The sequence below is a fragment of the Halococcus agarilyticus genome (assembly GCF_000334895.1).
GTDB lineage: Archaea > Halobacteriota > Halobacteria > Halobacteriales > Halococcaceae > Halococcus > Halococcus agarilyticus.
Genome location: NZ_BAFM01000008.1, coordinates 103,595 through 116,074, shown reverse-complemented (window position 1 = coordinate 116,074; position 12,480 = coordinate 103,595). Strand labels below are relative to the sequence as shown.

Annotated in this window: 10 protein-coding genes; 4 read left to right on the top strand and 6 right to left on the bottom strand. The window is 66.6% G+C overall.

Translation table 11 applies throughout. The features are described 5' to 3' along the window. The first annotated feature begins 1 nt into the window (after nucleotide 1). Nucleotides 2–196: a hypothetical protein gene (locus tag TX76_RS08280; protein ID WP_049901447.1), complete on the top strand. Its 195-nt coding sequence runs from the start codon at nucleotides 2–4 to the stop codon at nucleotides 194–196. Between the two features lie 522 nt (nucleotides 197–718). On the opposite strand, the gene TX76_RS08275 is transcribed toward TX76_RS08280, so the two are convergent. Then, nucleotides 719–2,233: an aldehyde dehydrogenase family protein gene (locus TX76_RS08275; RefSeq protein WP_049901445.1), complete on the bottom strand. Its 1,515-nt coding sequence runs from the start codon at nucleotides 2,231–2,233 to the stop codon at nucleotides 719–721. A 277-nt stretch (nucleotides 2,234–2,510) separates the two neighbouring features. Between TX76_RS08275 and TX76_RS08270 the strand changes: the two genes are divergently transcribed. Continuing rightward, nucleotides 2,511–3,170: a type 1 glutamine amidotransferase gene (locus tag TX76_RS08270; RefSeq protein WP_049901443.1), complete on the top strand. Its 660-nt coding sequence runs from the start codon at nucleotides 2,511–2,513 to the stop codon at nucleotides 3,168–3,170. Between the two features lie 37 nt (nucleotides 3,171–3,207). Here the strand turns inward: TX76_RS08270 and TX76_RS08265 are convergent, their stop codons facing one another. Then, entirely contained in the window at nucleotides 3,208–4,725 is a 1,518-nt protein-coding gene (locus TX76_RS08265; protein ID WP_049901441.1) for a CoA-acylating methylmalonate-semialdehyde dehydrogenase, read from the bottom strand. A 168-nt stretch (nucleotides 4,726–4,893) separates the two neighbouring features. Here TX76_RS08265 and TX76_RS08260 point away from each other — a divergent pair, with 168 nt between their 5' ends. Continuing rightward, the gene (locus TX76_RS08260) at nucleotides 4,894–6,327 is read left to right on the top strand and encodes an amidase (protein WP_049901438.1); all 1,434 of its coding nucleotides are present in this window, start codon (nucleotides 4,894–4,896) and stop codon (nucleotides 6,325–6,327) included. Nucleotides 6,328–6,378: 51 nt separating this feature from the next. On the opposite strand, the gene TX76_RS08255 is transcribed toward TX76_RS08260, so the two are convergent. The 4 genes from TX76_RS08255 to TX76_RS08240 form a co-directional block, all read right to left on the bottom strand. Then, complete coding sequence (locus TX76_RS08255; protein WP_049901436.1) at nucleotides 6,379–7,533, bottom strand: ABC transporter ATP-binding protein; 1,155 nt, start codon at nucleotides 7,531–7,533, stop codon at nucleotides 6,379–6,381. Between the two features lie 69 nt (nucleotides 7,534–7,602). Then, a complete protein-coding gene (locus tag TX76_RS08250) occupies nucleotides 7,603–8,859 on the bottom strand; it encodes a polyamine ABC transporter substrate-binding protein (protein ID WP_049901434.1) in 1,257 nt (418 codons plus the stop codon). Nucleotides 8,860–8,942: 83 nt separating this feature from the next. Further along, complete coding sequence (locus tag TX76_RS08245) at nucleotides 8,943–9,788, bottom strand: ABC transporter permease (protein ID WP_228842339.1); 846 nt, start codon at nucleotides 9,786–9,788, stop codon at nucleotides 8,943–8,945. Beyond that, nucleotides 9,785–10,786 carry an ABC transporter permease gene (locus TX76_RS08240; protein WP_049901432.1) on the bottom strand — a complete coding sequence of 334 codons (1,002 nt, stop codon included), beginning with the start codon at nucleotides 10,784–10,786 and terminating at the stop codon, nucleotides 9,785–9,787. Before TX76_RS08240 ends, TX76_RS08245 begins: the two co-directional genes overlap by 4 nt. Before the next feature lie 254 nt (nucleotides 10,787–11,040). On the opposite strand from TX76_RS08240, the gene TX76_RS08235 reads away from it, so the two are divergent. After that, complete coding sequence (locus TX76_RS08235) at nucleotides 11,041–12,465, top strand: aldehyde dehydrogenase family protein (RefSeq protein WP_049901430.1); 1,425 nt, start codon at nucleotides 11,041–11,043, stop codon at nucleotides 12,463–12,465. Nucleotides 12,466–12,480: the final 15 nt, after the last annotated feature.

Below are 12,480 nucleotides of genomic sequence, written 5' to 3'. Positions count from 1 at the left end.
CGTGTCCCGGCCGACCGGCGAGAACGCCGACCCGTTGGCGCGCAGCGTGACCGCGAGCGATCGGGCTGGCTCGACGTCGGGTGACAGCCCGTGGATGACCTGTTCGCTCGTCCGCGGCGGGGCCGCGTACAGTCGGTTCGTGGCCGCAGGGCCGTCGATTCGCTCGCGGACGTACTCGACGCCTTCGACGTACTGAGCGTTGGCGTAGTGCTGGTAGCTTCCGGCCGGATACGCCGCCGCTCACCTCTCGAGCTTTGGGGGAGATGGCCGTACCTGCTGTTCTCCAGTAGCTCAAAATCATCAACTCGATCTTCGTAGAGCTGTCGAGCTGATGTCGAATGTCGCAACTCGGAAGAATATCGCTGCTAGAGAGATTTTATCCAACTTCTTCGGCGAAAGAACTCTCCAAATCGACGTAATACTCTGAGAAAGCGAACGATCGAAGTCGTAAACGACAAAACGAAACATCGCGATGAAATGAGAGAACGGTCGAGAGGAACCGATCTGGAAAACGACTACAGAACGGCCGAAATGACAAATCTTCATTCGAATCGTTCTGGAGCTCTCGTTCCCGACTGGAGTAGTCGGTTTCCGGTATCGTCGAGTTCGATCGCACGTTGCGTACGAACGAGTCGAATATTCTAACGAATGGGGGACGACGGTCGGTCGTCCATCGACGAGCACGGGTCGCCTGACCGTGGTGGAAACGGCGTGGTGCCTACGACAGCGGGTCGTCGAGGGCGACGTTGACCGACTTCGTTCGGGTGTACTCGTCGAGGGTGTCCTTCCCACACTCCCGGCCGATCCCCGAGGCCTTGTACCCGCCGAAGGGGATGCCCACGCCGCCGCCGTGGTACTCGTTGATCCAGACGCTGCCGGCCTCGATCTCTGCCGCCGCGCGGTGGGCGGTCGATGCGTCCTGGGTGGCGACGCCGGAGGCGAGCCCGTACTCGACGTCGTTCGCGAGCTCGATCGCCTCCTCGTAGTCCGCGAACGTGATGATGCACTGGACCGGCCCGAAGATCTCCTCCTGGGCGATCCGCATGTCGTTGTCGACGTCGTCGAACACCGTCGGCTCGAAGAAGTACCCGTCGTCGCTCTCGATCCCAGCACTGCCGTCACCGCCAAGGATGAGTTCCGCACCCTCCTCGCGGCCGACGTCGACGTAGTTCGACACCTTCTCGTGCTGGTCGTCGAACGTCAGCGGCCCCATCGTGGTGCCGTCGGCGAGCGGATCGCCAGGCTCCCACGCCTCGGCGGTCTCGACGAACGCATCGACGAACTCGTCGTGGACGTCCTCGTGGACGAGGATGCGCGAACACGCGTCGCACGACTGGCCGGTGTTGTAGAAGATGCCCGACGCGGAGGTCTCGGCGGCCTGCTCGATGTCGGCGTCCGGAAAGACGACGTAGGGTGATTTCCCGCCGAGTTCGAGCGTCACCGGTGTGATCTGATCCGCGCCGGCGGCCATCACTTCCCGGCCGACCGGGACCGAGCCGGTGAACGAGAGCTTGTCGACGCCGGCGTGGTCGGTCAGCGCCGCGCCCGCCTCCTCGCCGTAGCCGTTGACGACGTTGAGCACGCCGTCCGGGAGGATATTCTCGGAGAGCTGTGCTGCACGAGTGATCGACAGCGGGGCCTCCTCCGAGGGCTTGCAGACGACGGTGTTGCCCGCCGAAAGCGCCGCGCCGGTCTTCCAGCCGAACAGGCTGAGCGGGTAGTTCCACGGCAGGATCTGGCCCGCGACGCCGTAGGGTTCGCTCCGCGTGTACACGTGGTTGTCCGCGCCCTGCGGGAGCTGAGAGCCCTCGTGGGCCTGCGCGACCGCGGCGTAGTACTCGAACTGTTCGAGCGCCTCGGTGAGTTCGTCGCGGGCGTACGCGAGCGGCTTCCCGGTGTCGAGGCTCTCCAGGAGGGTGAGTTCGTCGAGATGGTCCCGGAGTTCGGCGGTCCACTCGTGGACGTACTGGCTGCGTTCTTGGGGCGTAGTCTCGCGCCACTCCTCGTCGAACGCCGAGCGTGCAGCCGCTACTGCCGAATCGATGTCGTCCGCATCCCCGCGGGCGACTGTCGTGATGGGGTCGGCAACGGCAGGGTCGACGGTCTCGAACGTCTCGCCGTCGGCCGAACTCCGCCCGTCGATCCAGTGCTCGATCGCGAGGTCGGCGGTGGCTCGCTCGATGGCGTCCGCGTGGTTCTCGTCGATGGTGTCGGTGAATGTCGGTGTGCTCATGGCTCTGACTCGGTAGCGGCGGACGCGTGGGTCGGTACTGACGTTTCCGCTTCACTACCGAGTAGGCGCAGACACCAATCGTTCATAATCGACTCGTTACCAGCAATCGTGGCCGCTATTCGTTTCCCTCCCCGGCACGGACAGCGCGCGACCGTGCCAAACCGACCGATGATCGAGAGGCTGCCTCGCCAGACAACCTCGCCGACCGGAGCGCCCCGCCCAACGGATCCCAACCCCGCCCGGCAGGGTTTATGATGGCCGACCGCGAAGACCGGGCATGATCCTGGTCCTCGACGACGAAGTCAGGCCGGAGTATCGGTATCTCGCGCCCGAGATCGCCCGGCTCCTCTCGGAGAGCGAGTACCGCGTCTACGCCGACGACGCCGAACTGCCCGACCTCGGGGCGTACGAGGGAGTCGTCATCAGCGGCAGCACCGCGAGCGTCTACGACACCGAGCACGCGTGGATCCCGGAACAGAAGCACCTCGTCGAGGCGTGTATCGAGCGGCGCGTCCCGCTGCTCGGCGTCTGTTTCGGCCACCAGCTCGTGAACGCCGCGCTCGGTGGCGAGGTGGTCGGGCGGCGTCGCCGGGCGACGTTCGTCGAGATGGAGGTTCTGGAGGCGGACTCGATCCTCGACGGCGTCGAGTCCGTCGTGCCGGTGCTGCACTCGGATCTCGTGGTCGAGCCAGGCGACGGGATGGAGTCGACAGCACGGACCGCCTACAACGACCACTTCTGCACGCGGCACGCCGACGCACCCGTCTGGACCGTCCAGTTCCATCCGGAGTTCACCGAGCGCGTGAGGGATCGACCGAGCGACTGGACCGACGGCGAACACACGTTCGCGGACTCGAACGCGACCCGCGTGCTCGACAACTTCGCCGCCGAGTGCGACCGGCGAGCGACCGAGAGTGTGGCGGCGGGCGACGACTGACCGACTCACACAACAGCGTGGGTACCGCTTCGTTCGCTCACCGATCGGGCCAGCGCTCGATGTAGACCGTCTTGTCGGTGTAGAACTGGATCATGTCCTCGCCCTGGGCGTGGAGATCGCCGAAGAAGGAGTCCTTCTGCCCGCCGAAGTGGAAGAACGCCATCGGCGCGGCCGTGCCCGCGTTGACCGCGAGGTTGCCGGCCTCGGCCTCGTGGCGGAAGCGCCGCGCGTCGCCGCCGCGTTCGGTGAACAGGCTCGCGGCGTTCCCGAACCGACTCCGGTTGAGAACCGAGAGCGCCTCGTCGAGGTCGTCGACCGGCGTGACGCCGAACACCGGCCCGAACACCTCCTCGCGCGCGAGCGTCATGTCGGGTGTGACGCCGTCGAAGATGCACGGACCGAGATAGTTTCCGTCCGCGTCTCCCTCGACCGCGTCGCCCTCGGTTGTCGAACCGCCCGCCGCGGCCGTCGCGTCCCGGCCGTCGTACACCAGATCCGCCCCCTCCTCGATCCCGGTCTCGACGAGCTCGCGGACGCGCTCCTCGTGTGCGGCCGTGATGAGCGGGCCGACATCCGTCTCGGGAGCGGTGCCGTCGCCGAGGACCTGGTCGCCGGCGAGTCGAACGAGGTGGTCGACGTACTCCTCGTGAACCGACCGATCCACGAGTGCGATGTCGTTCGCGAGACATCGCTCGCCGGAGCACGCGAGCGCCGAGGAGATCGACTGCTCGGCCGCGAACGCGACGTCGGCGGAGTCGGCGACGATGACGTGGTTTTTCGCGCCGCCCTGGGCCTGGACCCGCTTGCCGGAGGTCGCGGCGCGCTCGTAGACGCTCCGCGCGACCGGCGTGCTCCCGACGAACGAGACGCCGGCGACGTCGTCGTGATCGATGAGCGCCTCGACGGTGGCCTGGCTGCCGTGGACGAGCTGGACCACGCCGTCCGGGAAGCTCGCCTCGTCGATCAACTCGAAGAGATATTTCGCGGTCAGCGGGGTCCGCTCGCTCGGCTTGAGGACGAACGCGTTGCCGGTGGCGACCGCGTAGGGGAGGAACCACAGCGGGATCATCCCGGGGAAGTTGAACGGCGTGACCGCCGCGAACACGCCGAGGGGCTGGCGGACCGCGCTCTCGTCGATCCCGGGGGCAGCGTTCGCGAGCGTCCCGGACTGCATCATCGAGGGGATCCCGCAGGCGACCTCGACGTTCTCGATCCCGCGGCGGAGTTCGCCGCGCGCCTCCGCGAGGGTCTTGCCGTGTTCGGCCGTGAGCTGCTCGGCGAGCTCTTCCTGATGCTCTTCGAGCAGCGTTTTGAGCCGGAACAGCGGTTGGATCCGCTCCTCGACCGGCCGTCGCGACCACTCCTCGAACGCCTCGGTCCCGGCCGTGACGGCCGTGTCGATCTCGCCGTCGCTGCTGAACGCGACCGTGGCGAGCGACTCGCCGGTCGCGGGATTCACGACCGCCTCGCCGTCGTCGCTATCGGGCGTTCGCCACGCCCCGTCGACGTAGTTCTCGACAGTCTCCTCCGTGGAACGCGTTTCGCTCGACGCCATGAGCGGGCTATCGACAGACTGGTGCATAAACCTTCGGTGGCCGTAGCGGTAGCGCCAGACGGACGTCGGCCCGGTTCGTGGACGTTCTGCATCACCGTCCCACGCTTCCCTGTCGTGACTCGTGAGACGGGGGTATGACTTTTTGTTCGACCGGCTCGTCCCTGCCTCATGGCAGAAACCAGTACCCGAATGACCGCTGCCGGTATCGCGAGACGGATCAGGGATGGCGATCTCTCACCGACCGAAGTGGTCGAAGCGCATCTCGACCGCATCCACGAGCGAAACGCGCGGACGAACGCCTTCGTGACGGTGACCGACGACCTCGCCCGCGAGACGGCCGCGGCCGCCGAGCGCGCCATCGACGACGGCGAACCGCTCGGCCCGCTTCACGGCGTCCCGATCGCGATCAAGGACCTCGCCGACGTCGAAGGGGTGCGGACCACGGACGGCTCCCTGCTCTTCGCGGACCGCGTCGCCGACGCCGACTCGCCGTTCGTCGCGCGGCTGAGGAGCGCGGGCGCGATCGTCGTCGGCAAGACCAACACGCCCGAATTCGGACTCGGCACGACGACCGATAATCTGTTAGTGGGGCCGACGGGAACGCCGTTCGATCCCGACCGCGTCGCCGGCGGTTCCTCGGGTGGGGCGGCCGCGGCGCTCGGCGATTCGCTGGTGCCGCTCGCTCCGGGCTCCGACGCGGGCGGTTCGATCCGCATCCCGGCGAGTCTCTGCGGTGTCTACGGACTCAAACCCACCTACGGACTGGTGCCGAACGTCACGCGCCCCAACGCCTTCGCGGACCACACGCCGCTGTCACACAACGGGCCGATGGCCCGCACCGTCGAGGACGCGGCACTCTCGCTCGACGTGATGGCCGGCGCGCATCCACGCGATCCGTTCTCGATACCAGCACAAGAGAAGTACCACGCCGCCGTCGACCGGCCGATCGACGGGATGAAGATCGCCTACAGTCCCGAAATGGGGACCTTCCCCGTCGAGCCGGCGGTCCGGGAGACGCTCGACGACGCCGTCTCGGCGTTCGAGCGGGCCGGTGCGACCGTCGACGAGGTGGACCCAGATCTCGGCCACGACCAGGGTGAGATCGTGGACGCCTACTACACGATGGCCACCGTCCGGTGGCAATCGCTGTTCGACGACCTCGAGGCCCAGGGGTTCGACCCGCGCGGTGAGGACCGCGACCGCGTGCGCCCCTATCTCGCCGATCTCGTCGTGGACACCGAAGAACCGACCGTGCGGGAGTACAAGCGGGCCGACGTGGTTCGGACCCACGTCTTCGACGGGCTACAGGACTGCTTCGAGGAGTACGATCTGCTCGTCACCGCGACGCTCGGAACGACGGCGTTCCCCCACGGCGAGGAGCCAACCCGAATCGACGGCGTCGAGATCGAACCGCTCCGCGGGTGGGTGCTCACACAGCCGTACAACTTCACCGGCCACCCCGCCGCGTCGGTGCCCGCCGGGTTCGTCGACGGACTGCCCGTCGGGATGCAGATCGCCGGCCGACGCCACGCCGACGCCACGGTCATCGCCGCCAGCGCCGCGTTCGAGCGGCAGCGGCCGTGGCACGATCGGTACCCTTGACGTCGATTCGGGGTTCCTCGGACGAAACGGGATTCGGCGATCGAGAGACGACTACCTGGTGAGGACGACCGCGTTCCCCGGCTTCCAGCCGACGGTGACGTCGTTGCCGGCCGAGAGATACTCGCCCCGGTCGGTGATCTGGAGGTCGAGACTGAGCTCCCGGCCGTTCGCGAGGCGGACGGTGAACTTCCCGACGTTGCCCTTGTAGATCTCCTCGATCACCTCGGCCTCGAACCGGTTTGCGAGCCCGGCGGCTTCCTCGCCGAGCCGGATCTTCTCCGGCCGGATGGCGAACGATACGGTGCCGTCGGCCCCCTCGGTCGCGGGGACTCGATACTCGGTGCCGTCGGCCTCGATCACACCGCCCTTCGCGTCCTCTCGGTACTCGCCGCGCACGAGGTTGGTCTCGCCGATGAAGTCCGCGACGAACTCGGAGGCGGGCTCCTCGTAGATCTCGGTCGCCGTCCCGAGCTGTTCGAGCCGGCCGTCGTTCATCACCGCGATCTCGTCGCTCATCGTGAGCGCCTCCTCCTGGTCGTGGGTGACGTAGACGAACGTGATCCCGAGCTGCTCCTGGATCTCCTTCAGCTCGACCTGCATGTTCTTCCGGAGCTTGAGGTCGAGCGCCCCGAGGGGTTCGTCGAGCAACAGGACTGTGGGCTCGGTCACGAGCGCGCGGGCGAGCGCGACCCGCTGTTGCTGGCCGCCCGAGAGCTGGTCGATGTCGCGGTCCTCCATTCCCGGCAGCTCGACGAGTTCGAGCGTCTCCGAGACCCGCGTGTCGATCTCCTCGGAGTCCTCCCGGCTGACGAGCCGGCGCAGCGACGTCCCGACCCCGCTCCGGGTGGCGGTCGCACCGCCGTCGGCCGCCGTCCGCGTTTCGGGGATCCCCTGCATCTGGAGGCCGAACGCGACGTTCTCGCCCACCGTCATGTGGGGGAAGAGTGCGTAGGACTGGAACACCATCGCGGTGTCGCGCTCGAACGGCTGGAGGTCGTTCACGCGCCGGCCGTCGATGGCGACCTCGCCCTCGGTCGGCGTCTCGAACCCCGCGATACACCGGAGGGTCGTGGTCTTCCCACACCCCGACGGCCCGAGCAGGGTGAGGAACTTGCCCTGCTCGATATCGAAGTTCACGTCGTCGACCGCCACGACGTCGTCGAAGCGCTTCGTGACGTGGTCGAGGCTGACGTCCTGCTGGGTCATCGATCCGTTCCACCGCCGGATTGGTGCGCGCGTGGTGTTGTCATGCTGGTGCGTTGAGCGGAGAGCGAGTTAGGCGTTCTGGATCTCGGTCCACGCCTGGCTGTACGTCTGGGTCGCCTGGCCGATGTTCTCGATGAACTCGAGTTTGTCCATCGTGGCCTGTTCGGGGTAGATCGCCTTCATCTCCAGCAGGGAGTCGTCGATGTACTCCTTGGCGGCCTTGTTCGGGCTGCCGTACGCGACGTAGTTCGCGTTCTTCGCGGCAATCTTGGCGTTGAGGAGGAACGTCATGAACGCGTACGCGGCGTTGACGTGCGAGGCGTTCTTCGTGATGTCCATCGTGTCCATCCACACGACGCCGCCCTCCTTCGGGACGAAGTACTCGATCGGTGCCTCGCCGTCCTCGACCATGGCGTAGTACGCCTTGATCGCGTCGCCGTTCCAGAGGTGGACCGGGCTCGCGTTCTCCTTCTGGAGCGCCGCGTCGCGGCTCACCGACGAGTACGTCGTCAGGAGCGGCTTCTGCTCGATGAGCGCCTCCTTCGCCTCCTCGATCTTGGCCTCGTCCTTCGTGTTCAGCGAGTAGCCGAGTCGCTTGAGCGAGGCCCCGATGGTCTCGCGCATGTCGTTGAGCATCGTCATCTGCCCCTTGTACTCCTCGTTCCACATCAGGTCCCACGAGGGCGTGTCGCCGATGCCGTCGACCATGTTCGTGTTCCAGCCCGTCCCGCTGGTGCCCCAGAAGTACGGAACCGAGTAGCGCTTGTCGCTCGGATCGTACGACGGGTTCTTCGCCCACCGCTCTTCGAGGTTGTCCCACGTCGGGATCTTTCCCTTGTCGATCGGCTGGATCAGGTCCTGGGACGCGAGGATGTTCACCATGTAGTCCGACGGGAAGATGAGGTCGAACTGGCCGGAGCCACCGGCCTTGAGCTTGTTGAACATCTCCTCGTTCGACGCGAAGTTCGAGACGTTCACCTTCACCCCGTAGGCCTTCTCGAAGATCCCCACCGTCTCCGAGGGCCAGTAGTCGGTCCACTGGAAGATATTGAGTCTGTTCTCCAGCTCGTAGTCGAGTTCGGGGAGCCCGTACTCCTCGCGAACCGACGCGTCACCGCCCGACGGAACGCTACTGTTGTTTCCCGTTCCGCCGCCCCCGCCGCTGATGTTCCCGCCGCCAGTGCCCCCGTTGGTGTTCCCGCCGCCGTCACTCCCGCCTCCGCCACCGCTGCCGACGCAGCCCGCGAGTGCGATGGCGGAGCCGACGCCGAGCGTGCCGGTTGCTTGGAGGAATTTCCGACGGGACGCTGTGGTATCTCCTTTCATGATCGTACCGCTCCTCTCGACAGTTGGGAACTTCGGTAATAAACGTTCCGGTAAAATCCACCGTCAGATGTGGCGGGAAGATCTCACCACGTGATCCCGCCGATCCACTGGGCGAGCGCGACGAACCCGAACGTCGCCACGAGGATCGCCGTCGCGATGACGTTCACGCCGGGGGAGATCCCCTGGCGAACCATCCCGAAGAAGAAGATCGGGAGGGTGTTCTCGTTCCCGATGATGAAGAACGTCACCACGAAGTCGTCGAACGACATCGCGAAGCCGAGCAGCGCCCCCGCGATGATCCCCGGCTTGATCAGCGGGAACGTGACCCACCGGAACGTCTCGAACTCCCGCGCGCCGAGGTCCTTCGCGGCCTCCTCGAGCGTCCGGTCGAAGCTCTGGAGGCGCGCGAGCACGATCACGGTCACGTAGGAGATGTCGAACGCGATGTGGCCGACGATCGCCGTCCCGACGCCGGTGGCGATCCCGAGGAGATTGAAGAAGAGGAGCAGCGAGATCCCCATCACGATGCTCGGGATGATGAGCGGCATGTAGGTCACACCCTGGAGAAGGCCCTTGCCGGGGAACTCGTAGCGGTTCAGCGCGAGCGCGAGCATCGTCCCGAACGTCGTGGAGACGACGACGGTGACGACGGCGATCAGGAGGGAGTTCTGGAGGGCGTTCCACGCGACCGTGGGGTTGACGCGCGCGATGGTCTCGCCGCTGAACAGCGCCGCGTACCACTCGGTCGTAAAGCCCTGCCAGACGATCGCGAGCCGGGAGTCGTTAAAGGAGAGCGCGACCATCACCGCGATCGGGGTGTAGAGGAACGCGTAGACGAGGATCGCCTCGATCCCCAGCGCGGTGCCGCCGTGGCGGTCGATGAGCCGCGATCGGATCCGCTTGAACCGGCTCACGGTGGTGGTGCTCACAGGAAGTCACCCCCGGCCCACGTCTGGTACGCCCAGAGCGCGCCGAACATGATGACCATGAGGACGAACGCCGCCGCCGCCCCGAGCGGCCAGTTGCCCGCCGCGCCGAACTGACTCGCGATGAACTCCCCGATGGTCGCGGTGCTCGTCCCGCCGAGCAGTTCCGGGATGACGTACGTCCCCACCGCGGGGATGAACACGAGGATGCTGCCGGCGATCACGCCGGGCAGCGACAGCGGCAGCGTCACCTTCCGGAACGCGTCGAGACGGTCCGCACCGAGGTCCATCGCGGCCTCCTCCAGGGTCGGGTCGAACTGTTCGAGGCTCGCGTACACGGGCAGGATCATGAACGGGACGTAGACGTAGATGAGGCCGGTCCCGACCGCGATGTCGGAGTAGAGCAGCGTGACGTTGTCCGCGATCCCGAGGGTGGTGAGCAGGCTGTCGACGAGGCCGCCCCTCGCGAGGAGGATCTTGATCGCGTAGATCCGGACGAGGTACGACGCCCAGTACGGCAGCACGACGAGCGCGACGAGGAGGTTCTGATAGCCCGACGGCGTCTTTCGAGCGACGAAGTATGCGAGCGGGTAGCCCATCGCAAGCGCGAAGACCGTCGTGATCACGCCGAAGTAGAGGCTCTTGAACAGCAGCTGGACGTACGGCGTCGGCGTCCCGCCCGCGACGTTCGGCACGAACGGCACGAACTGGCCGAACAGCCAGCCGACGGTGTACCACGCGGCCTCCAGAACGGACGCGTCGTCAGGAATGAAAAACGTCACGTACTGCTGGAGGCCGAGGTTGGCGGCGTCGAGGAGCACCACCCCGAACGCCCCGCGGGTGCCGAAGCTGTAGTAGAACATGACTGCGAGCGGGACGAGGAAGAAGGCCACGAGCCACACGCTCGCTGGCGCGATGTTGAACACCAACCCGACGTACCGGTGGCGGCGGAGCCGGTCGAACAGGTCGACCGACTCGCCGCGCGCGTGATCAGTTGCCATGTCGTATCGTGTGCCACGTCTCGACTCGGACGATAAGAAGGTTTCCCCTCTCCGGGCCAGGCCGTCGCACGCGAGGATTCGACTCAGGTGACTCGATACGTGCGTACGAGGGCTGAGAACGTGAAAGCGTCCCGAACCGAACAGGCTGCGGGTCGAACGAACTGCGAGCCGCTCGCGCCTGGCCGACGGCCCGAGCCGAGAGCCGTGCGCGAGAAAGGTTTTTGCGGTAGTAGTTCGCATGGCCGTGAGGACACATGAGACAGCTATACATCGACGGCGAGTGGGTCGAGGCCGATTCGAACGACGGCATCGAGGTCGATTCGCCGATCGACGGATCGGTGCTCGACGAGGTGCCGGACGGTTCGGCAGGGGACGTGCGGCGTGCGGTCGAGGCGGCGCGCCGTGCCGAGCGCGAACTGGCGGCGATGACGGTGTTCGAGCGCGCGGCCGTGCTCGACGAGGTGACCGAGTACTTCGAGGCCCACGAGGACGAGATCGCCGAGGGGATCACGCGCGAGGAGGGCAAGCCCCTTGAGGAGTCCTACGAGGAGACCGAGTACGTCATCGCGTCGAGCGACGACTACGCCCACGACGCGATCCGCCTCTTCGGCGACGTCGTCCCCTCGGAGTTCCGGGGACGGTTCGCCTACACCCAGCGCGAGCCGTACGGCCCGTGTGCGGTCATCAGCCCGTGGAACTTCCCGCTGGAGATCCCGGGTGGCAGCATCTACTCCGCCATCGCGACCGGCAATCCCGTGGTGTTCAAACCCGCCGAGGAGACGCCACTCACCGCCTACCACGTCGCACGGGCGTTCGACCAGTCGAGCCTCCCCGACGGCGCGTTCAACCTCGTCACCGGCGCGGGCGACACCGGCGCGTCGCTCGTCGACCATCGCGACGTCAGGCTGATCGCGTTCACCGGCAGCACCGCGGTCGGTCAGGAGATCGCGAAGACCGCCGCCGAACGCAACGCCCAGTGCCTGCTGGAGATGGGCGGGAAGGATCCGATCCTCGTGCTCGACGACGCCGACGTGGAGCACGCCGCCGAGAGCATCGTCGTCGGAAGCACGGCGAACGCGGGTCAGGTCTGCTGTGGCACCGAGCGCGTCATCACCACCGAGGGCGTCCACGACGAGCTCGTGGAGGCGATCACCGAGAAGACCGAGGCGCTCCAGGTTGGCGACCCGCTCGACGAGGCGACCGAGATCGGACCGATGGTCAGCGAGCGCATCCAGCGAACGGCCGTCGAGCACGTCGAGAGCGCGGTCGAGGCGGGCGCGACGCTCAGAACCGGCGGCGACACCGACGGGCGCTACTACACCCCCGCCGTGCTCGACGACGTGACCGAGCGCATGGACATCGCTCGCGAGGAGACGTTCGGGCCCGTCACGCCCGTCATCCGGGCCGAAGGGTACGACGACGCCATCGAGATCGCCAACCGATCGCGCTACGGGCTCCAGGCTGCGATCTTCACCGACTCGCTCGAACGCGCCCACGACGCCGCGAACAGGCTGCAGGCGGGCGGCGTGTTCGTCAACGAGACCAACAACTACTGGGAGCGCCTGCTGCCGTTCGGCGGGTACGGCGAGAGCGGCTCCGGCGGCCGCTACGGTAGCAAGTGGCATCTCGAATCGATGACCCAGGTGAAGGCCGTCATGATGAACTACAAAAACGACTGACGAGCGGCCGCCCGC

Bases quoted from the DNA above. Each gene is read 5' to 3' on its own strand.
- TX76_RS08275 (WP_049901445.1), bottom strand. From the start codon at position 2,233: ATGAGCACACCGACATTCACCGACACCATCGACGAGAACCACGCGGAC.
- TX76_RS08270 (WP_049901443.1), top strand. From the start codon at position 2,511: ATGATCCTGGTCCTCGACGACGAAGTCAGGCCGGAGTATCGGTATCTC.
- TX76_RS08265 (WP_049901441.1), bottom strand. From the start codon at position 4,725: ATGGCGTCGAGCGAAACGCGTTCCACGGAGGAGACTGTCGAGAACTAC.
- TX76_RS08260 (WP_049901438.1), top strand. From the start codon at position 4,894: ATGGCAGAAACCAGTACCCGAATGACCGCTGCCGGTATCGCGAGACGG.
- TX76_RS08255 (WP_049901436.1), bottom strand. From the start codon at position 7,533: ATGACCCAGCAGGACGTCAGCCTCGACCACGTCACGAAGCGCTTCGAC.
- TX76_RS08250 (WP_049901434.1), bottom strand. From the start codon at position 8,859: ATGAAAGGAGATACCACAGCGTCCCGTCGGAAATTCCTCCAAGCAACC.
- TX76_RS08240 (WP_049901432.1), bottom strand. From the start codon at position 10,786: ATGGCAACTGATCACGCGCGCGGCGAGTCGGTCGACCTGTTCGACCGG.
- TX76_RS08235 (WP_049901430.1), top strand. From the start codon at position 11,041: ATGAGACAGCTATACATCGACGGCGAGTGGGTCGAGGCCGATTCGAAC.